The sequence below is a fragment of the Streptomyces sp. NPDC003300 genome (assembly GCF_040610915.1).
Classification (GTDB): domain Bacteria; phylum Actinomycetota; class Actinomycetes; order Streptomycetales; family Streptomycetaceae; genus Actinacidiphila.
Window position 1 is genome coordinate 56,820 of sequence record NZ_JBEXNE010000004.1, and the last position, 20,395, is coordinate 77,214.

The following is a 20,395-nucleotide window of genomic DNA, read 5'->3' on the forward strand; positions in this document are numbered from 1 at the left end:
GCAGGGGTCCTTCGATCGGCGGGATCAGTCAGGCGAGGAGCAGGCAGGAGTCCCAGGTGGATAGGGGCGGCGAGGCGGTGGCGGGGGCAATGAGCGCCAAGGCCACACCTGCGGCGCCATCGAGGAACCCCGGTCCGGCTTCCTCGTCCTGCACCAGTGCCTTGGCCACGCTGGCGGGATCGGTGCCCGGTGGGCACACCGCGGCCAAGAGGCCCGGGATCGCGGCGCGGAGCTGCCCGGCGGTCGAAGGGCGGGCGTCGGCGGCGATGCGGGCCGCGACGTGGGCGAGCCCGGCGTAACCGTGGCACAGGCCGTCGTCCGTGGTGGCCTTGAGCTGCGCGGAGTCGGTGAGGGCGACCACGAGGGCAGCCTCCGCCTCGACTTGGCGGCGTGCGTCGCCGAGGGCGAGGGCGGCGAGTTGCTGGGCGCGAGCGAGGCCGGCTGTGCCGTAGCACCATGAGGGGCGGCGCGGTGCGGAAGGGGAGGGACACCCTTCGCGGAGGTCGGCGCGGGTGACCCAGTAGGGCCATGCAACGCCGGTGCCGGTCTCTTCCTGCCAGCGGTCCAGCCACGCCAGGATCGTTCGGATCGCTTCGTGGTGGCCGCCGACGGTGGTTCCGCGCCGGGCGGCGAGGGCTAGCAGCGCGAGCACGCCGCCGATGCCGTGCGCCATGCCGTTGCTGGCGTGCCCGCCGGGGAACCGCTCGTCCGGGCGGCCGGAAGGGCCGGAGGCTGTCCACCAACCGGGCAGAGCCTCGCCGTCGTGGGCGACCGGCTCGGTGAGGCGGACGCAGTAGTGGAGGACCCTGCTCAGGGTGGAGCTGAGCGGGTCGCGGTGCAGCAGGTAGGGGCCGTAGCCGGCGAGTCCTCGGATCACGTCGAACTCGGCCAGCTCAGGCAGGCCACCGGCGTCGATGCGGCGGTGGGCGGTGTCGAGCCGCCGGCGGACGTCGCGGTCGATCTGCGCATCGAGGCTGGCGAGGGCGCGCTGGTACGGGCCGGGTTCGTGCTCGGTGGCGCAGGCCACGGCATGAGCGAGGGCCGGAGCGCCGTAGAAGGGATGGCTGTCGGGTCCGCTGGTGAACGGCTCCCGGGCGGTGGCGGTGAGCCAGGCGTGGGCGCGCTGCCACGGGCCCAGACCGGCCGCGGCGCGTTCGATGTGCAGCAGCGCGATCCCCAGGGGCCCGTACGCGAGCTGCTGCCGGTCGGTGGTTGTGGTGCGCGGACTTACCGGGGCGGTGTCGGGGTCGGCAAGGAGGTCGGCGACCGCATCGGCCACCTCCAGCGCGTGGGGAACGGTCATCGTGCCCTCCGGGAGAGCCAGGCCAGGGCGGCGGCGCGTGTGAGATAGAGGCAGATCTCCTCCTCGGGGAAGTCGACCGCGACGTGCCGTACGAAGTGGACGTGCAGAAGTGAGGAGAGGACGTCGTCCAGGCGGATGCCTTGGGTGTCGGGGCCGGGGAGGTGGGGCCGGTAGGCGGCGAGCGCGGCGTCCCGGTCGGCCCACGCTTCCACGATGGCCTGCCCACCAGTTACGTCGCGCAGCGCCGCCCAGCCGTCGGACGGGTCGGCCAGCCGTACGGCCTCGGTGAAATGCGGACGCGGCACGGGGGCGGGCGCGGTGGAGGGGATATGGGTGATCAGCCAGCGCATCGCGGCCTCGGTGCTGCCGAGGAACGCGGTGGCGATGGCGATGGTGTGCGCGGCCACCAGTGCGCGCTGCGGCGGACTTTGGCGCTGGGCGAGTTGGGTGACGACGGCGCGCGAGTCTGCACGGAACACCTCCTCGGCGGCGTCCCAGGCCGGGCCGGAGCCCCAACGGCCCATCTCTTGGTAGGAGGTGGGGAAGCACAGGTCCGACAGAAGTTCGGCTGCGCGCAGTTCGTTGGCCCAGGTGGCGACGGTACGTGCGGTCTCGGCGAAGGCGTCGGGATCGGGCAGCGCGATGCGCAGCCGCAGGTGGTGGTCGGGGTCGCGGAAGCGGATGAACCACCACGGCGGGCAGCCGAGTCGGTCCAGCAGGTCGGGGATGTGCCCGGCGAGGAGAACGTCCTGGCGGCGCAGGTTGCCGTAGAGGGTGGCCAGCAGCAACGAGGAGGCGCCAGGCGTCTGGATCTGCGTCGGGGAGAAGGCCCGGGATGGGGTGGGGGTCGGCAGCGCGGGCCAGGCCGGGGGCCGGGTCGCCTTGAGCGGTACGACGACCTCGTGCGCGCGGCCGTCACACCAGCCGTAGGCATCGGCGTCCGGGGCTTCCACGAGGACCGCCGACGTGGCGCGGTTCAGATGCTGGCGCAGCAGGGTTCGGTGCGCGCCGTGGCCAAGGTCGAGAAGCAGGCGTCGGTCGCCTTCGGCCAGGTGGACTCGCTGCGGCATCCGCCGCCGGGTCCGCCAGTCCTCAAGTGCGGTGTCCCACTGGGTTTGCGGGCGGTCGCGGCCGGGCAGCTCGGGGGCTTCCAGCCGCCACCGGGCCGGGGCGAGCACCGTACGGCCGTAGCGCAGCCGCGGCAGGAACGGCATCGCGTTCGCGGCGCCCCAGTCGAACAGGGTGACCTGCGCGCACTGGGCACGGGACAGCTCGGTGAGGAACCGTACCAGCGGCGGCGTGTGCTCCTTCAGGTTCAGCGCGTGCATCCCGATGGCCTCGATCCGCTGCCCACGTGCAGGCGCGGCCAGGTACATCCGGCGCCCGTCACAGGCCACCGCCAGGTCGGCCGGGGTGAGCACGTCGCCGGTCGGGGCGCGGTGCTCCTGGACGCTGATCACCGTGGGCAGGACCTGGGGAGCGCGCGTGACATGGGCGCTGGTGGGATGCAGCGACGGGAAGGACAACTGGGCGGCGACGGTGCCGGCGTCGGCGACCGGCAAGTCGGCCAGCTCTGCTGCCAGCCGCTCGCGGTCTTCGGGAGCCAGCACGCTGAGGAACCGGCCTATGGTGACGCCGACGCCGCGGGACAAGCTCGCCACTTCCAGCCGGAACCGGCCGCATCGCAGTTCCTCGGTGCTGGCAGCGTGCACCCGGACGCCGACTCCCAGGTGCGGCGGGACCCTGGGGTGCTCGGGCCCCAGTTCCATCGCGGCGATCAGCTCTTCGGTGAGGACCACTTCGTTGCGGCCATCGAGGACGGCAGCCTGGGCGAGCCGCACCAGGGCGTCGTCGCGTACGGAGAGCCGGGAGCGGTCCTTGGCGGCCTGGGTGCCCGGGTACCCGTCGGGGAAGCCGGTGCCGCTGTCGGCGACGACCTCGGTGAGCGGCACCATCGTGCCGATGCCGTACCGCTCGTAGAAGCGCCGCTGGTACGCCTTCCACGCTGCGGTCCCGTACGGCGCGGCGCTGATCCGGGTCAGGACGAAGGCGGCCCGTTCGATCTCGCGGGCGACCTCCTCGGGCAGCTCCACCTCGGCGCTCAGCTGCACGTCGAGGGCGAGGGGGTGGCGGCGCAGACCCGGGACCAGCGCCCGCATCCGTGCTGCGGCGCGGGCCCGGCCACCGAGGGAGTTGCAGTTGCGCAGGTCGGCCCGTACGGCCCGCAGTTCGCGGATGGTGTCGGCGACCGGAGCGACCGTGTCGGCGTTGACGGCGTCGAGCTGGCCCAGCAGGTAGTCCAGGGCGTCGGTCTCGGTGCTCGGTGCGTGCAGGCTGGTGATCAACACGTGGTTGTGGATCAGTCCTTGCACGAGTCGCTGGGCCCGTCCCGGACCTGCCTCGGGGAAGCCCGCAGTCAGTTTGTCGGAGAGGACGCCCACGCAGATGGGTTCGCGGGCTGCTGCATCCAGGATCACTCGCACCGGTTCGGTCAATGCAATGGATGCCTCAACCGCACGCCGCCGGTCGCTGTGGATGTCGGACTCGTACGGCACGACCAGCAGTTCACCGCGCACCTGGGCGGTGTTGTTGAGGATCACCGGAAGTCGCTCCAGCAGCTCGGGACATGACTCAAGCCGTTCGACGACGGCCGTCAGCCACTCCGCGCTCGCCCGCGCGATGACCGTATGGTCCGCACCCCACGTCGCCCCTGCTCCTGTCCCGATGGTGGCTGCGGTTACGCCGGCGAACAAGCCGAAGGGAGTTGCCCGCTGCTCGGCACGCAACACGTAGCGGGCCATCGAGGCGGCGGCGCGCCGCACATCACGGTCGGAGGGATCGCCGGACGAACACAGGGCCCGTACCTGGGAGGCGAGGACCGGGCTGGCGTGCTCCAGCGCCTCGGCAACGTCCTCCTCGGACCAGACCTCCCGTAGCCACGCCAGCCGGAGAGCCGCACCGTGGGGGGAAGCGTCGTTGAGGTCAGGAACCGGGGGGACAGGGAGTTTCGGCCGAGCGACCGCACGGATGAGCGCGGTCCCACCGGCGCGGAACGCGCTGCTCGAAGCCATCACTACCTCCTGGTCCGGGCGGCCAGTGCCTTCGTCCTACGGGGTGACGAAGGCACCAGCCTGCATTTGCGTGTGCCTACGGTCAGGCCACGTTGGTGGTGCAGGCGCCGCAGGTCTCGCCGCAGCCGTCATCCGTCAGGCTGATCAGGCCAGCGACGTCGCCGACCTCGACCAAGGTGACGTCCAGGTCGAAGCCGTCGGTGGTGGCAGCGTCTGTGACCACGGGGTTCGCGCTCGTGGTGTGCACGATGTTGGGACTCATGCCAACTCTCCTTTTGAGGATGGAAATTACGGGGTGGTGCTTCGGGTAAAGCGCTGGTCTGCGGAGGGCGTGAGGGCGACTACGCGTCTGCCGCTTCCCAGCTACCGGTCGGGGTCATGTCGTCCAGTGAGCGGGGCTCAGCGGCATCCCCCGAGCCGGAAACCTCGTGATCCGGACGGTGAGCGACCCAGTCGCTGCGTGCGCGTTCGAGAGCCGGAGCGACGTCCTTCTCGAAGTAGTCGGCTTGGGAGCGGAGCTTGGCGGCGAGGGTGACGACGTCGGCGGGCGTGAGGTGGTTGATCCAGAGGTCACCGACCACGCGGACGTCGGCGTACGGGGTGCGTTCCCGTATGTCTTCGCTGTGGGGGTAGCAGGTGATGTTGCCGCTGAAGACGGTGTCATCGGCCTCGCCGGCCCGGTTGTCGTCGTCCGCGTGGGCGGGGTTGTGGATGCGTACCGGCTGCCCGTCGAAAGGGCTCCAGTGCGCCACATCGATCAGTTCGGCGGGAAGCCTTGGGGGAGGACATCCGCTTTGCTGGGATCTTCGGCGGCCCAGGAGGGCAGGTAGCCAACGACGGTGATGCCATTCCTGGTGCTGATCGACCAGGTGCTGCCCCGTATGAAGGCTCCGGCCATGGACGGCTGTCGGGTGGGCGACGCGGCGGTGGCGGGTCTTGCGATCGTTGAGACGATGGTCATGGCTTCTGCTCCGTTTCTACGGGCGGCGGTTGGGTGACGGCCCCTTGGCGCTCGTCCCTGGAGAGGGTGATCGAGGCCGCCGTCAGAACGACTCGATTGACGCGGGGTCGAACTGAAAGCTGTGCGCACCTGGATGGTCGGCGAACTCGCAGCAGGGCTCACGTGAATCCGGGTCGATCGACGGGCAGTCCGGGAGCACTTTGAGGGCGATGGGATGAGTGCCCCCCGTCCAGTGGGCCCACAACGCACCGCTGGTTACACCGGGCAGGCTGAGGACGAGCGCGTAGTGATCGTCGGCGCTGTGCTTCTGAAGATGGCACCGTAAGTCCAGCTCAAGATCGGCGTCCTCCGGCATTCGGTGTGGCCCGGCGAGGCGGAGGGCTTGCTGGACGAGGGGCACCGGGAGCCGGGTGGTCTCGCCGCAGATGGGGAAGAGCGTCATGGCGGGTGGGTTTCCTTGCGGGTGCGGGCTGCGGCTGTGCGTCGATACCGAAGCGGGCCGCGATATCAACTGGCACGGGCGCCGGCCGATATCGGTCGGTGGCGAGGACAGGCCAGGCGACTGACGACGGCTCGCGTGGCTCGTCCGGAGCGCAGCGCGAGTCTGCGCCGGGTGAGCGGCTGCTCGGGGATTGCGATCGCGGCCCAGACGCGTTTGCCGCGTTTCGTGGGCTCCGCGCCGCTCGCGGTGGCCAGTTGATTGATCAGCCACATTCCCCGGCTGTCCTCTGCGTCGTCCGCGGCCGAGAGCGTTCGCGGCAAGGCGGAGGAGTCGTCGTGGACCTCGATGAGGATGCGACGGTTGTCAGGGCTGGCCCTTACCTTGACGGCGAATTCCCGTCCCCCACTGTGCTGGAGTGCGTTGGTGACCATCTCGGAGACGACCGTGGCCAGCGCGAGGGTGCTGTCCTCGTCCAGGCGCAGGCCCCACTCGGTGGTCAGCTCTTCGATTCGTCGCCGGGCGGCAGGCACGGACGAGGGATCGCTGACCATGGAGAAGTTGCTGGAGTGGGCGCGCATGACGAGAGACCCTTCGACCGGGGGCAAGCCGTGATGGAGGAGTGGGATCGGTGCGCGAAGGGGAAGACGTAGTAGTCCGATTGCGTACCGTTGCTGTCGTTCGAGCCCTCAGTCAACTGCTGGCTGTGCATGATTGCGGGTGCCGGCGGGGGGTGCGTTTTTCACCGGGGGGCCGCTTTGGGGGGCCAGGATCCGTTGCCGGACTTTGAGACACTGGGGAGGCGGGCATGATGGCACCAGATGGCATCGGCGCCATGCTGCGGACGGCGCGCGAGTCCGCAGGGCGCACCCGCGAGGAACAGGCGCTGGTCCTGCAAGAGGCGCAGGGCGGCCGTTGGTTCGACCGGGAGAACCTCAAACGCTGGGAAACCGAACGTCGTTTACCCGTCCCCGCCTGGCACCCGCTTCTGGCCGAGGCGTACGGCCTGCCGGTGGAGAAGATCGTCAGGGCGGTCGCGGCGAGTAAGCAGTGGCGCAGACTCCAGAATCGCCCGGATAGTGGTGAGGGGGGAGAGGAGGGCACGGAGGTGGACCGACGACAGTTCCTTGGCGCGGCAGCGGCGGCGGCAACGGGAGCGGTGGCTCTGCCCGGCATCGCGGAAGCGCGCCAGGGCATCAACGCGGCGCTGACTGGCTCCGATGCCGGCGACCTCGCCTACCTCGATGGCGCCTTCGAGCGGCACCGCGGCGGCTATCGCGGCCGTCCTCCCACCGTCGTCCTGACGCAGATGCGCGATGACCTCGACCTGCTGCGCGCCGTCCTCAGCCGTCCGCACGCGGCTGCCGCGCGAGCAGACCTTGCCCGAACGGCCGCTGGCATCACCGGGCTTGTGGCGATCATCCAACACGACCGCAGCGACCAGCGTGACTCGCATGGCTGGTTCACCACCGCCGAGCAGGCCGCCCGCGAGTCCGGCGACCGGCAGATGCTCGCCTGGGCGCTGGCCCGTCACGCGATGGTCCCCCTCAACTACGGTGCCCCGAAGGCCGCCGCCGATCTCGCCGGCCGGGCCCGAGTCGAGGCCGGGCCGAACCCGTCCGCCGCTGCGGCCTTGGCGGCGGCCGTCAACGCGCGGGCTCTGGCCGCGATTGGAGACCAGCGGGGAGCGCTTCGCTCCGTCGCCGACGCCCGCCTCATCGCGGAACACCTTGACGGCACCCAGGCCGCCGACACCTGGTTCGGCTACCCGCTCCAGAAGCACCACGTCCACCTCTCCCAGGCGTTCACCCTCCTCGGCCGCACACGTGAGGCTTACGCCGAGCAAGAGGCCGCCCTCGCCCTCACCCGCTCGCCGTCCGTCATGACCCGCGCCCTGCTGGAGATGGACGCCGCGATTTGCCTCCATACCGACGGCGACCCGACCGCGGCCGCCGACAAGGCGGTCGCCATCTGGGAGCGGCTGCCGGAGGCGTACCGGGACGGACTCGTACGGGCTCGGGCGGAGATCTTGCACCAAGTGCTTCCGGGAGCTGCCCACGCCAGGCTCGGCGAGGCGCTCGCGAGCTGACGGCCGGGTGCTCAAGCCTCCCTCACAGATGGGACCGGCTGACGTTCTGGCTGATCGCCTTCCGTGGCAGCCATCGACGGACTACGTCACCGCCGACGCTGGGGCTTCTGCGCCTCGGACGGGGAGACGTGGGCGGGAGGCTCAGGCACTCGTCCCTGTGCGGGCTTGAACGATGACCACGATTGGGAGCGGAGGCGGGCTGCCTCAGCTCGACGGTTGGGGGCGGGGTTGCGGGCCGTGTGTTGGATGCGGGCGATGAGGACGCGGGCGGGTTGGCGGGCGGTGTGGAGTTCGCGTTGTTCGGCGGCTTCTGTGAGGAGGCGGGCTGGTTTGTGGCCGCCCGCTTCTGCGTCGGCGAGGACGGTGGCGAGGGCGGGCCAGTCGGGGTCGGCGAGGATGCGGGTGGCGTGGTCGGGGATGGCGGCGCGTAGGTCGTTGGCGAGGGTGGCGCGGGTGTCGGGGTTGGGCTGGCGCTTTGCGAGGGTGGCGAGTTGGGGTGCGGCTGCCTGGGCGTAGGCGGCTTGCAGGTGCTGGACGCTCTGGTGGGCGGCGGCGGCCTGCTGTGCGTGGCCTCGGGCCGTGTGCCACCGAGATCCGGGTCCGACGACCGGCAGCCCATCAGCCTGGACGGGCGAGGTTCGTGTCCGGCAAAAGCCGGATGAACGCGATGAAAGCCCTGGTCGTCACCGACGCCCGAGGCCGGATCCTCTTCTGCGGCGAGGTGCGGGCCGGGTCGGTTGCCGACATCACCCAGGTCCGGGACGCGGGACTGGTCGACCTCCTGGCCGGCACCATCGACCTGGAGATACTCGCCGACGCGGGCTACCAGGGCCTGGCCGCACAGACCTACGGCCAGGTCGTCACCCCACCGCGAAAACGCCGCGGCAAGCACCTCGAACACCTGCAATGGCTGATGGCCCACCACGAACAGGCCCGCTTCGCCCACTCCTCACGGCGCATCCCCGTCGAGCACGGCATCGCCCACCTCAAGAACTGGAAGGCACTCGCCCGGCACCACGGCCACCATCACCTGCCCGACACCGTCCAAGCCGTCGCCGGCCTCCTTTCCGATCAGCAGACGGCCGACCTGTCCATCAAGGCCACACTTCCCGCACGACGAACAACGTGATCAACGAGGCCAATTGCTGAGCCACCATTCCCCGATCACAACCATGCACGAGCTCGTAACAACGGCTAACACAATGAGGTGGAGCGGTGCTGGTGGCCGAGTCTGGTGTGCAAGTTGGGTGTTGGGCTGGTCGTGGGAGCCTCGCCGTGGATCGTGTCGGATGAGCTGTGGGAGCGGATCGAGCCGCTGTTGCCGAGGAGGGAGCGGCGGTTCCGGTATCCGGGCCGCAAGCTGGTAGCAGACCGTGAGGTGCATTGCGGGATCCTGTTCGTGCTACACACGGCCATCCAGTGGGAGCACCTGCCGTAGGAACTCGGTCTCGGATCAGGGATGACCTGCTTGCTCCGGTTGCGGGACTGGAACGAGGTCGGCGTGTGGCAGCGGCACGAAGTCCTGCTTGCCGAGCTGAACGAGGCCGCCCGGCTGGACTGGTCGAGAGCCGTGGTCGATTCCTCGCACGTCAGGGCGCTAAAAGAGGGCTCCACACGGGCCGCTCGCCGGTCGACCGGGCCGACCGGGCTCGAAACACGACCTGATCACCGACGGCCGCAGCACACCGCTGGCAGTCATCCTCACCGGCGGGAACCGAAACGACGTCACCCAGCTCCTGCCGCTGATCGACGCGATCCCGACCATTCGCGGCCGGCGCGGTCACCCTCGCCGAAGGCCGGACTCGCTCTTTGCGGACCGCGGTTACGACCACGACATCTACCGCGACCAGGGTCCGCGCCCCCCGTATCGTGCCGGCCATCGCCCGCCGCGGCACGCGACACGGCACCGGCCGTGGCATCCACCGCTGGGTCGTCGAGCGCACCTTCGCCTGACTCCACGGCTTCAAGCGACTCCGCATGCGCTGGGAACGCAGAGCCGACATCCACGAAGCCTTCCTCAAACTCGCCTGCTTCCTGATCGCCCTGCGACAGATCAACTCACAGTGTTAGCCGCTGGAAGCACTCTGTCCGGGATGCTGTGCGACACATCAGCGGGCAGCAGCTCGGTCGAGTGGGTTGAAGCCACCTGAGAAAAGCCTCGGGTGGCTTCAGGCTTCGTAGTTTCGTTGAGCTAGCTCCACCGTCCATCCTCCGTCCGGATCGGCCATGGCGTTCTTGCTCGTCAAGATTAGCTACGGGTGCAGGGGCAGACCTACGGTTGGCCTAACCGTGCCCTACGGGGTTCGCCCACGTCACGCCGGGTACTTCAGGATGAAGTCACGGACGCCTTGAATGAGGTGCAGCACATCGCGCTCATCGTAGTCGTCGTAGTCTCCGTGAGCTGCTTTGTTGCGGAGCCCAAACCAGGCCGTCACACTCTTCTGCTGCAAGTCGTTATAGGCGCCAGCCTTTTTGAGGTCGGCGTTCATGACGTCCGCCTTCTTCGGCGATCCCTTCGGCAGGGTGATTTCAACACCATGCCGCGCACACAGGGACCGCACATGCACTTCGAGCGAGGTTCCCACGATGACGGCCGCCGCGTCCTTGTAACCGGACTCGATAAGATACGACGCCATAAGGAGATAGTCGTCATACGTGTCCGCGTGTACCAACTCCACGACGGACCTGACCCAGCCCGCTTTGAGGTCGTCCCGCAGCGCTACGGCGATGCTATAGACGTCTTCGAACTTCATCTCTAAGACTTCGTTCTGCCACTCGTCGAGCCGCGCCACGTAAAGCGTACCAGTGGGGGCGATCCGGTTGATCGCGGCCTCCAGACGGTTGCATGCGATCCGCGCCAAACGGTTTCCCCTCGGGTTATCGTCGCTCCAGTCTTCATCGATCACCTTGTCGGCGATGACGATCAGGTCGTCCAGTTGAAACACCATGCTTTCCAGGTCCTGCATGTCTCCCCGTTCGTGCCCCTCTTGTTTACGCCGGGTACTTGATGATGAACGCCCGCACGCCGTCTACGAATAGTCCGACCTGCTCCTTGTCGTAGTCGGCGTAGTTGCCGTGAGCTGCTTTGTTGCGCAGGTCCAGCCACGCGGTGATCTGCTTTTGCTGCAGCCCGTCGTAGACGCCCGCTTTCTTGAGGTCGGCGTTCATGGTGTCGGCCTTCTTGTGGTTGGCACCGACGACCGTCGCGATGTTGTTCTTCACGCACAATGCGCGCAGGTGGACTTCAAGCGACGTACCCACGATGACCGCCGCAGGGTCCTTGTATGCCTTTGCGAGTAGCGCATCGGCCATTTCCAAGTAGTCGCCGTAGGTGTCGGCATGCACTAGTTCGACTACCGTCTCGGTCCAGCCGGCTTGGAGGTCATCCCGCAAGGTAACGGCGACCTGCTGATTGTGCTCCATACGTGCTTGAGCGCTAAATCCGCTACCCCGCTTGAGCTGTTGTGCGTATACCGACCCTTGCATTGTAAGTCGAGTAACCGCAGCCTCCAAGCGGTTCGCGAGGATCTGAACTCGCGGGATTTTTGGGTCGTCATAACGCACCTTCGTCCCCGTCAGCTTCTCAGCCTCTTTGATCAGCTCATCGAGCTGCTTCACCATGTCGTTGATAGTCAACGTCGTGCCTCCGTAGGTTTATATCTGTTGGACAGGCTACGCCGGGTACCTGAGCATGAACTCTCGGACGCCGCTTGCCAGTGCTCGGACTTCATTGATTTCGTACTTTTTGTAGTTTCCATGTGCGGCCTGGTTCCGGAGATCCATCCAAGCGGTAACTTGCTTCTCTTGCAACGTCGCATAGACGTCAGCCTTCTTGAGTTCGGCGTTCATGGCGGTTGCCTTCTTCGGTGCTCCGTCAGCTACCTCCGTGTCAACGCCATGCTTTACACAAAGTGCACGGATATGAACCTCAAGGGCTGTCCCTGCAATGACGGCAGCCGCATCCTTGTACCCCGACCGAAGCAGTGTTTCCGACATTTCAAGATAGTCGCTGTGTGTCTCGGCATGTACAAGCTCAACCGTAGACGTAAACCATCCGGCGATCATGTCGTCGCGCAAGCCCAATGCAACGGCGCGCGTCTCCGTGAGCTTGTACGGCTGTGGAAGACGGCGAGCAGCCTCCAACTGTTTGATATACGGCGAGCCTGGTAGCGCAATTCGTTCGATCGCAGAATCAAGTCGATTGCAAAGCGCTACGGGGTCAGATTGGTCGCCGCTGGAAAAGGTCCAACCATCGTTCGCAACATAGGTCTGAGATGATCCGATCAAGAAGTGCAGTTGTTCTATCAGCGCTCTAATGTCCGCCAACGCCCTGCCTCCGTCCGTCAGTTGTCAAGAGCTGAACAGGCGAGCCTACAACCACCCTGCGGCCGCAGACAGGTGGTTTCCCCGACCTACGACTCCAGACCCTCCATCTGGGAGCGCCAAGCTTCGGCGACCCGGGTGGCAGCCTCGAGTTGGTGCTTCATGGCGGCGGCCCACACGTCAGTCTCGTGCTCGACCATCCCTTCAAGCAGCGATCGTCGTGGTGGCTCGACCAAGCTGCTTCGCGACCGCTTCGACGTCGTGGAGGACATCTTCGAGGTACTCAATGCTCCGCCCGAGGTACGCCGCCAGCTCCGAGTGCAGGTCCTGTACGCCACGCATCGCTTGAACTCCTCGGTCCACCGAAGCGCGGGCGTCGGTAGAAGCCGCCGGGGCCGGTTGCGGAATTCCAGGGCCGCCGGGCACCGCTCGCTCTGCGGTCGTGCCCGTGCGGAGATAGCCGAGTAATGCGGTCATGACCCTGCGGACCTCGAACGCGTAGTGCACAGGGCGTCAACTGAGACCAGAACTGAGACCACGATGTCGAAGGGCCCCCTCGCGGACGAGGGGGCCCTTCGACATCGTGCCCGGTGAGGCACTGGCGGAGGATACGAGATTCGAACTCGTGAGGGGTTGCCCCCAACACGCTTTCCAAGCGTGCGCCCTAGGCCACTAGGCGAATCCTCCGGGAGGAACAGTACAGGGCGTGGGGGGGTGGTTGCGAACTCGATGGGGGGGTGGGGGATCGGGTAGGGTGGGCGGCAGCCCCTCACGTGGCGCTATCTCGCTGAACTCCCCCAGGGCCGGAAGGCAGCAAGGGTAGGTGGGCTCTGGCGGGTGCGTGGGGGGTCTTTGCGTGGGCCGGCGGGGATGACGGGGCCGGATGTCGGTGGGCCCGGATAACCTCGTAGGCGTGTCCCTTGCTCTGTACCGCCGCTACCGTCCCGAGTCCTTCGCCGAGGTCATCGGACAGGAGCACGTCACTGACCCGTTGCAGCAGGCGCTGCGGAACAACCGGGTCAATCACGCGTATCTGTTCAGCGGGCCGCGAGGCTGCGGGAAGACGACGAGCGCGCGGATCCTGGCGCGGTGCCTGAACTGCGAGCAGGGGCCGACGCCGACGCCGTGCGGGGTGTGCCAGTCGTGCGTGGACCTGGCGCGGGGCGGCGCGGGGTCGATCGACGTGATCGAGATCGACGCGGCGTCGCACGGCGGTGTGGACGACGCCCGTGATCTGCGGGAGAAGGCGTTCTTCAGCCCGGCCAGCAGTCGGTACAAGATCTACATCATCGACGAGGCCCACATGGTCAGCCCGCAGGGCTTCAACGCCCTGCTGAAGGTGGTCGAGGAGCCCCCGGAGCACCTGAAGTTCATCTTCGCGACCACCGAGCCGGAGAAGGTCATCGGCACGATCCGGTCGCGTACGCACCACTATCCGTTCCGGCTGGTGCCGCCCGGCACGTTGCGCGACTACCTGGCGCAGGTGTGCGAGCGCGAGGCCATCGCCGTGGAGGACGGGGTGTATCCGCTGGTCGTACGGGCCGGGGCCGGGTCGGTACGTGACTCGATGTCGGTCATGGACCAGTTGCTGGCGGGCGCGGCGGCCGACGGCGTGACGTACGCCATGGCGACCGCGCTGCTCGGCTACACGGACGCCGCGCTGCTCGACGAGGTGGTGGACGGGATCGCGGCGGGGGACGGGGCGGCGGTCTTCGAGATCGTCGACCGGGTGATCGAGGGCGGGCACGACCCGCGCCGTTTCGTCGCCGACCTGCTGGAACGGCTACGGGACCTGGTGATCATCGCGGCCGTCCCGGACGCCGTGGACAAGGGCCTCATCGACGCGCCGCGCGACGTGGTGGAGCGGATGCAGGCGCAAGCCTCCGTGCTGGGCGCCGCAGAGCTGAGCCGCGCCGCCGACCTGGTCAATACGGGGTTGACGGAGATGCGCGGCGCCACCTCGCCCCGCCTCCAACTGGAGCTGATCTGCGCCCGCGTGCTGCTGCCCGCCGCCTACGAGGACGAGCGCTCGTTGCAGGCCCGCCTGGAACGGCTGGAGCGCGGCGTCGCCGCCGGGGTCTCCGCCGGATTCGCCCAGGGCGGCGGCCCGTCCAGCGGCACGGGTACGGGTACGGGTACGGGTCCGGGTACGGGTACGGGTACGGGCACGGGCGCGCCGCAGGCCGTCGGACCCGCCGCCGCCAGAGCCGCACTCGGCGGCGGCCGTACCTCGGGCGAGAACGGTACGGCGTACGCCCCCGCCCAGGCACCGCCCTCGCACCAGGTCCAACCGCAGGCCCAGCCCCCGGCCCCCGCCGTACCCGCGTACGTACCCTCCGAGGCACCCGCCGCCGAGGCCGCCGCGCCCGCCGCACCGCCCGTGCCGCCGCCCCCCGCCCAGACACCCCCGGCCCAGGTGCCGCCCGCCCAGGCACCCCCCGCCCAGCGCCCCGGTGCCTGGCCGTCCGCCGCCTCGCCCGGCCAGCCGCAGAACCGGACCCCGGCGCAGCCCCCGGCTCAGGCGCCCCCGCCCGCCGCGCCGCAGACCCCACCGGCCCAGGCCCAGACCCAGGCCCCCGCCCCGACCGCCTCGCTCGGCGACCCCAGCCGGGTGCGCCAGATGTGGCCGGACATCCTGGAGGCGGTCAAGAACCGCCGCCGCCTGACCTGGATGCTGCTGTTCAACAACGCCCAGGTGGCGGGTTTCGACGGGGAGACCCTCCAGGTCGGCTTCGACAACCCCGGCGCCCGCAACAGCTTCGCGAACAGCGGCAGCGAGGACGTACTCAAGGCCGCCATCAGCGACGCGCTCGGCGTGCAGTGGAAGATCGAGGCCATCGTGGCCCCGAACGGGGGCGGCGGCGCCGGGAGAGCGGGCGGGCAGGGCGGAGGCGGCGGTTACGGAGGCGGCGGTGGCGCCCCCCGCCCCTCGAGCCCGCCGCAGCCGTCGGCCGGTCGCCAGGGGCAGGACCGGCCCCAGGGCGCCCCGAGACCGGACTTCCAGGCCGGACCCCCCTCGTCCCAGGGCCAGGGACAGGGATACGGGCACGACCAGGGGCCGGGCCAAGGTCAGTACCAGTCCCACTCCTCGTCCCAGGCGCCGTCCGCGTCCTACCAGTCCGGGCCGCCCCCCATGGACGACATGCCGCCTCCGCTGGAGGACGACGTCCCCGAGGACGACGACCCGGATCTCGTCGACTCCGCGCTCAGCGGCCACGACCTCTTCGTGCGGGAGCTGGGGGCCACGGTCATAGAGGAGATCGCGCACGACTGAGGGCGCGGCGCCCTCAGCGCGGCGCACAGGGCACGGCGCGGGGCCCGACCTCGTCCGCGGCCCAGGACTCGGCCCACGACCCGACCCGTCCCCGGCCGAGTTCACCACCGGATTCGGGCACCCCACCGCTGGTGGACGCGTTGTACTCCCGTCGGGTGGTCTCCGCCCGGTTCCGATCCTCCGTACGGCGTAGGGCGCTGGGCCGTACGAACACGTAGGCTCGCCCTGTCACGAAAAAGGTGGCACCGCACCGCAGACGCCAGTCAGGAGTGAAACCGTGATTCCCGGTGGTCAGCCGAACATGCAGGCGCTGCTCCAGCAGGCCCAGAAGATGCAGCAGGACCTCGCCACGGCCCAGCAGGAGCTGGCCGAGACCGAGGTCGAGGGCACCGCGGGCGGCGGCCTGGTCACCGCGAAGGTGACCGGCGCCGGTGAGCTGCGCGGCCTGGTCATCGACCCCAAGGCGGTCGACCCCGACGACACCGAGACGCTCGCCGATCTGGTGGTCGCCGCAGTGCACAACGCGAACGAGGCGGCGCAGGCGATCCAGCAGGCCAAGCTCGGCCCGCTCGCCCAGGGGCTGGGCGGCATGCCCGGCCTCCCGTTCTGACCCCTCCGGAAACCCCACCGGAGAACCGCGGAAACCGTGAGGAAGGCTCGTCGGCGTGTACGAAGGCGTGGTCCAGGACCTGATCGACGAACTGGGCAGGCTGCCCGGCGTGGGTCCCAAGAGCGCCCAGCGGATCGCCTTCCACATCCTTCAGGCCGATCCGGCGGACGTACGGCGCCTCGCGCACGTGCTGTCCGAGGTGAAGGCGAAGGTGCGGTTCTGCGGGGTGTGCGGCAATGTCGCGCAGGACGAGCAGTGCCGGGTCTGCCGTGACCCGCGCCGCGACCCCTCGGTGATCTGTGTGGTCGAGGAGCCGAAGGACGTGGTGGCGGTCGAGCGGACCCGCGAGTTCCGCGGGAAGTACCACGTGCTCGGCGGCGCGATCAGCCCGATCGAGGGCGTCGGCCCCGACGACCTGCGGATAAGGGAGCTGCTGAGCCGTCTCGCGGACGGCACCGTCACCGAGCTGATCCTCGCGACGGACCCGAATCTGGAGGGCGAGGCGACAGCGACGTACCTGGCCCGGATGGTGAAGCCCATGGGACTGCGGGTCACGCGACTGGCCAGCGGCCTCCCCGTGGGCGGTGACTTGGAGTACGCGGACGAGGTCACGCTGGGGCGGGCCTTCGAAGGGAGGCGGTTGCTGGATGTCTGAGACCGTGACGAAGAAGCAGGACCAGGACCAGGGCCAGAAGCAGGCTCAGGCGCAGGGCCAGAGGCAGGACCGGAAGCAGAAGCAGGACCAGATGCGGGGTCGGGCACAGGACGTGGCGGGCACGGAGCAGGAACCGGACGAGTTCGCCGTACAGATCGCGGACCAGATCGAGAGCTTCATCCTCTCGGTCCGCGAGGTCGCCAAGGGCGACGATCCGGACAGCGCGGTCCCGTACCTGCTGCTGGAGGTCTCGCAGCTCCTGCTGGCCGGCGGCCGGCTCGGCGCGCACGAGGACATCGTCCCGGACGAGCGGTACGAGCCGGACGTCGGTCCCGAGCCGGACGAGGACGACCTGCGGCAGCGGCTCGCGGCACTCCTCGAACCGATCGACGTCTACTCCGAGGTCTTCGACCCGTACGTGCCGCGGTCGACGCCGGTGGCCTGCCGTATCTCCGACGACATGGCCGATGTCGTGGCCGATCTCACACACGGCCTCGCGCACTTCAGGGCCGGGAGGATCTCCGAGGCGCTGTGGTGGTGGCAGTTCTCGTACCTGTCCAACTGGGGCTCCACGGCCAGTGCCAGCCTGCGCGCGCTCCAGTCGCTCGTGGCCCACGTACGGCTGGACAGCCCGCTGGACGAGCTGGACGGCCTGGACACCGGCGGCGACGGGGACGACGAGGAGGAGCTGGCCGAGGAGGCGGGCAAGGTCATGGAGGCCGAGCTGGGGACGCTGGGGCTGCGCCCGGCGACGTAGGACGCCCCCGCGCCTCCGGCCGTAAAACTTGCGGCTGATCACGCCTCGGGCGACGTATCTCACCATGCGATACGTGCGGGGCGGATCGTGCCTGCTCGTTAAACTGGGCCGACCGCAACAACCCCTGGAAATCCCCCGGCACCCCCTGGGAATCCCTGAGCGAGGAGCGCACGTGGGCCTTGTCGTGCAGAAGTACGGCGGCTCCTCCGTCGCCGATGCCGAAGGCATCAAGCGCGTCGCCCGACGGATCGTCGACACCAAGAAGGCGGGCCACCAAGTGGTCGTCGTGGTGTCCGCGATGGGCGACACGACGGACGAGCTGATCGATCTCGCGGAGCAGGTGTCACCGATTCCCGCGGGGCGCGAGTTCGACATGCTGCTGACCGCCGGTGAGCGCATCTCGATGGCGCTGCTGGCGATGGCGATCAAGAACCTCGGGCACGAGGCGCAGTCGTTCACCGGCAGCCAGGCCGGGGTGATCACCGACTCGGTGCACAACAAGGCGCGGATCATCGACGTCACGCCCGGCCGTATCCGTACGGCGCTTGACGAGGGCAACATCGCGATCGTCGCCGGATTCCAGGGCGTCTCGCAGGACAAGAAGGACATCACCACGCTCGGGCGCGGCGGCTCCGACACCACCGCGGTGGCGCTGGCGGCGGCGCTGGACGCCGAGGTGTGCGAGATCTACACGGACGTCGACGGCGTCTTCACGGCCGACCCGCGGGTGGTCAAGAAGGCCCGCAAGATGGACTGGATCGCCTTCGAGGACATGCTGGAGCTGGCCAGTTCCGGCTCCAAGGTGCTGCTGCACCGGTGTGTGGAGTACGCGCGCCGCTACAACATCCCGATCCACGTACGGTCGTCGTTCTCCGGGCTGCCCGGCACCTGGGTGAGCAGCGAACGGCCCGCGAACCTTCCGCGACCGCAGCAAGCGCGTGCCGCGTACGAGTCAGCACAGGGAGACAGTCCGATGGAGCAGGCGATCATCTCCGGCGTCTCGCACGACACGTCCGAGGCCAAGATCACGGTGGTCGGCGTGCCGGACAAGCCGGGCGAGGCGGCGACGATCTTCCGGGCCATCGCGGACGCCGAGATCAACATCGACATGATCGTCCAGAACGTGTCGGCCGCGGCCACCGCGCTCACCGACATCTCCTTCACGCTCCCCAAGGCCGAGGGCCAGAAGGCGATGGCGGCGCTGACCAAGGCGCAGACGGTCATCGCCTTCGACTCGCTGCGCTACGACGACCAGATCGGCAAGATCTCGCTGGTCGGCGCGGGCATGAAGACCAACCCCGGTGTCACGGCGACCTTCTTCGAGGCGCTGTCCAACGCGGGCGTCAACATCGAGCTGATCTCGACATCCGAGATCCGTATCTCGGTGGTGACCCGGGTCGACGACGTGAAGCCCGCCGTGCAGGCCGTGCACTCGGCGTTCGGCCTGGACAGCGACAGCGACGAAGCGGTCGTCTACGGAGGGACCGGGCGATGAGCGCCGCGCCGCGACCGTCGCTCGCCGTGGTGGGGGCGACGGGAGCGGTCGGCACGGTGGTGCGCGAACTCCTCAGCACGCGCCAGGACGTGTGGGGGGAGATCCGGCTGGTCGCGTCCGCGCGCTCGGCCGGGCGGCTGCTGCCGGTGCGCGGTACCGAGGCGGAGGTCGTCGCGCTCGACGAGGCGGCCTTCGACGGGATCGACGTCGCGCTCTTCGACGTGCCCGACGAGGTGGCCGCGCGGTGGGCGCCGATCGCGGCGGCCAAGGGCGTGGTCGTGGTGGACAATTCGGGCGCCTTCCGGATGGACGACGAGGTGCCGCTGGTGGTGCCCGAGGTCAACGCGCACGCGGTACGGATGCGCCCGCGCGGCATCGTCGCCAATCCCAACTGCACGACGCTGTCGATGATCGTGGCGGTCGGGGCGCTGCACGCCGAATTCGGGCTGACCGAGCTGATCGTCTCGTCGTACCAGGCGGCCTCGGGCGCCGGGCAGGCCGGGATCGCGGCGCTGCGCGACCAGATGACGAAGGTCGCGGGGACGGACGCGGGCACGCAGGCGGGCGATCTGCGCCGCACGGTGGGCGACTTCGGGCCGTTCGCGGCGCCGCTGGCGCTCAATGTGGTGCCGTGGGCGGGCTCGCTCGCGGGCGACGACGGCTGGTCGTCGGAGGAGATGAAGGTACGCAACGAGTCGCGCAAGATCCTCGGGCTGCCCCGTCTGCGGGCCACGGCGACCTGCGTACGGGTGCCGGTGATCACGACCCACTCGCTGTCGGTGCACGCGCGGTTCGAGAACGAGGTGACGGTCGCGCGGGCGCACGAGATCCTGCGGAACGCGCCGGGTGTCGTGGTCTCCGACGACCCGGGGCAGGGTGAGTTCCCGACGCCCGCGGACGCGGTCGGCACCGATCCCACGTGGGTGGGGCGCGTACGGCGCTCGCTCGACGACCCGTGCGCCCTCGAACTGTTCGTCTGCGGCGACAATCTGCGCAAGGGCGCGGCGCTGAACGCCGTCCAGATCGCCGAGGTGGTGGCGGCGGACATCGCCGTCTGAGGCCGCTCGGGCGCGTCCTCGGCAATGTGCCCGGGGACGAAGTTGCTGGTCTGGACCACTTGAACTCACGTACCCGAACGTTGGAGACTTTGCATTCCCCCGCGGGAACCGACTCGCTCGGGGGAGCGTCTTTGTGTCAGCGCACTGCCCTATGGTCTGGTCCCTAAGGTGCTGCACACCGAGCGTGGTCCGGGGGGAAGCGTCGGTGCAAACAGGGCGTTGAGGAAGAGCTGGTACGCATGGGGATATTTGACGCTCCGTCGAGCGGCGTGTCTTGCGCGTACAACCCTGAGGGGGGGATGCGTGTCCAACAGTCGTGGCGGAGGCACTGGGTATCGAGACGGCATTCGGACGGCACGG

At 69.0% G+C, this 20,395-nt stretch carries 18 protein-coding genes, 1 tRNA gene, 1 other RNA gene and 2 pseudogenes; 10 read left to right on the forward strand and 12 right to left on the reverse strand.

Annotated elements, in window-relative coordinates:
* Positions 1 to 28: 28 nt before the first annotated feature.
* The 7 genes from ABZX65_RS07375 to ABZX65_RS07405 form a co-directional block, all read right to left on the reverse strand.
* Positions 29 to 1,303 carry a lanthionine synthetase C family protein gene (locus ABZX65_RS07375; RefSeq protein ID WP_355335918.1) on the reverse strand — a complete coding sequence of 425 codons (1,275 nt, stop codon included), beginning with the start codon at positions 1,301 to 1,303 and terminating at the stop codon, positions 29 to 31.
* A complete protein-coding gene (locus ABZX65_RS07380; RefSeq protein ID WP_355335920.1) occupies positions 1,300 to 4,374 on the reverse strand; it encodes a lantibiotic dehydratase in 3,075 nt (1,024 codons plus the stop codon). Before ABZX65_RS07380 ends, ABZX65_RS07375 begins: the two co-directional genes overlap by 4 nt.
* Positions 4,375 to 4,456: 82 nt before the next feature.
* Positions 4,457 to 4,636 (reverse strand): FxLD family lanthipeptide, encoded by a 180-nt coding sequence (locus ABZX65_RS07385; RefSeq protein WP_355335922.1) that lies wholly within the window; start codon positions 4,634 to 4,636, stop codon positions 4,457 to 4,459.
* Positions 4,637 to 4,715: 79 nt separating this feature from the next.
* The gene (locus ABZX65_RS07390) at positions 4,716 to 5,126 is read right to left on the reverse strand and encodes a hypothetical protein (RefSeq protein ID WP_355335924.1); all 411 of its coding nucleotides are present in this window, start codon (positions 5,124 to 5,126) and stop codon (positions 4,716 to 4,718) included.
* Positions 5,127 to 5,131: 5 nt separating this feature from the next.
* Positions 5,132 to 5,335, reverse strand: coding sequence for a hypothetical protein (locus ABZX65_RS07395; protein WP_355335926.1), 204 nt, complete (start codon positions 5,333 to 5,335; stop codon positions 5,132 to 5,134).
* Between the two features lie 82 nt (positions 5,336 to 5,417).
* Positions 5,418 to 5,777 (reverse strand): hypothetical protein, encoded by a 360-nt coding sequence (locus ABZX65_RS07400; RefSeq protein ID WP_355335928.1) that lies wholly within the window; start codon positions 5,775 to 5,777, stop codon positions 5,418 to 5,420.
* Positions 5,778 to 5,842: 65 nt separating this feature from the next.
* Positions 5,843 to 6,355: an ATP-binding protein gene (locus tag ABZX65_RS07405; protein ID WP_355335930.1), complete on the reverse strand. Its 513-nt coding sequence runs from the start codon at positions 6,353 to 6,355 to the stop codon at positions 5,843 to 5,845.
* A gap of 227 nt (positions 6,356 to 6,582) precedes the next feature.
* On the opposite strand from ABZX65_RS07405, the gene ABZX65_RS07410 reads away from it, so the two are divergent.
* Positions 6,583 to 7,863, forward strand: coding sequence for a twin-arginine translocation signal domain-containing protein (locus ABZX65_RS07410; RefSeq protein WP_355335932.1), 1,281 nt, complete (start codon positions 6,583 to 6,585; stop codon positions 7,861 to 7,863).
* 86 nt (positions 7,864 to 7,949) lie between these two features.
* Here ABZX65_RS07410 and ABZX65_RS07415 read toward each other — a convergent pair.
* Positions 7,950 to 8,453, reverse strand: a pseudogene (locus tag ABZX65_RS07415) (mobilization protein); the annotation flags it as partial.
* 50 nt (positions 8,454 to 8,503) lie between these two features.
* Between ABZX65_RS07415 and ABZX65_RS07420 the strand changes: the two are divergent.
* Both ABZX65_RS07420 and ABZX65_RS07425 read left to right on the forward strand, forming a co-directional pair.
* A complete protein-coding gene (locus ABZX65_RS07420; protein ID WP_355335934.1) occupies positions 8,504 to 8,992 on the forward strand; it encodes a transposase family protein in 489 nt (162 codons plus the stop codon).
* Positions 8,993 to 9,124: 132 nt separating this feature from the next.
* Positions 9,125 to 9,933: pseudogene (locus ABZX65_RS07425) on the forward strand (IS5 family transposase).
* 242 nt (positions 9,934 to 10,175) lie between these two features.
* Here the strand turns inward: ABZX65_RS07425 and ABZX65_RS07430 are convergent.
* From ABZX65_RS07430 to ABZX65_RS07445, 4 genes are all read right to left on the reverse strand, one after another.
* On the reverse strand, positions 10,176 to 10,829 hold the full coding sequence (locus ABZX65_RS07430; RefSeq protein WP_355335936.1) for a hypothetical protein: 654 nt from the start codon (positions 10,827 to 10,829) through the stop codon (positions 10,176 to 10,178).
* A 25-nt stretch (positions 10,830 to 10,854) separates the two neighbouring features.
* A complete protein-coding gene (locus ABZX65_RS07435; protein ID WP_355335938.1) occupies positions 10,855 to 11,484 on the reverse strand; it encodes a hypothetical protein in 630 nt (209 codons plus the stop codon).
* 51 nt (positions 11,485 to 11,535) lie between these two features.
* Positions 11,536 to 12,189, reverse strand: coding sequence for a hypothetical protein (locus tag ABZX65_RS07440; RefSeq protein ID WP_355335940.1), 654 nt, complete (start codon positions 12,187 to 12,189; stop codon positions 11,536 to 11,538).
* 596 nt (positions 12,190 to 12,785) lie between these two features.
* Positions 12,786 to 12,873, reverse strand: a tRNA-Ser gene (locus ABZX65_RS07445).
* Between the two features lie 76 nt (positions 12,874 to 12,949).
* Here ABZX65_RS07445 and ffs point away from each other — a divergent pair.
* From ffs to ABZX65_RS07480, 7 genes are all read left to right on the forward strand, one after another.
* Positions 12,950 to 13,040: signal recognition particle sRNA small type (gene ffs / locus ABZX65_RS07450), an RNA gene on the forward strand.
* Positions 13,041 to 13,069: 29 nt separating this feature from the next.
* Positions 13,070 to 15,460: a DNA polymerase III subunit gamma and tau gene (locus ABZX65_RS07455; RefSeq protein WP_355335942.1), complete on the forward strand. Its 2,391-nt coding sequence runs from the start codon at positions 13,070 to 13,072 to the stop codon at positions 15,458 to 15,460.
* Between the two features lie 277 nt (positions 15,461 to 15,737).
* The gene (locus ABZX65_RS07460) at positions 15,738 to 16,070 is read left to right on the forward strand and encodes a YbaB/EbfC family nucleoid-associated protein (RefSeq protein WP_355335944.1); all 333 of its coding nucleotides are present in this window, start codon (positions 15,738 to 15,740) and stop codon (positions 16,068 to 16,070) included.
* A gap of 55 nt (positions 16,071 to 16,125) precedes the next feature.
* The gene (gene recR / locus ABZX65_RS07465) at positions 16,126 to 16,725 is read left to right on the forward strand and encodes a recombination mediator RecR (protein ID WP_355335946.1); all 600 of its coding nucleotides are present in this window, start codon (positions 16,126 to 16,128) and stop codon (positions 16,723 to 16,725) included.
* Between the two features lie 91 nt (positions 16,726 to 16,816).
* Positions 16,817 to 17,482: a DUF5063 domain-containing protein gene (locus tag ABZX65_RS07470; RefSeq protein ID WP_355336422.1), complete on the forward strand. Its 666-nt coding sequence runs from the start codon at positions 16,817 to 16,819 to the stop codon at positions 17,480 to 17,482.
* A gap of 172 nt (positions 17,483 to 17,654) precedes the next feature.
* Positions 17,655 to 18,977, forward strand: coding sequence for an aspartate kinase (locus tag ABZX65_RS07475; protein WP_355335948.1), 1,323 nt, complete (start codon positions 17,655 to 17,657; stop codon positions 18,975 to 18,977).
* Positions 18,974 to 20,035, forward strand: coding sequence for an aspartate-semialdehyde dehydrogenase (locus ABZX65_RS07480; RefSeq protein ID WP_355335950.1), 1,062 nt, complete (start codon positions 18,974 to 18,976; stop codon positions 20,033 to 20,035). The genes ABZX65_RS07475 and ABZX65_RS07480 overlap by 4 nt, the downstream gene beginning before the upstream one ends.
* The last annotated feature ends 360 nt before the right edge of the window (positions 20,036 to 20,395 follow it).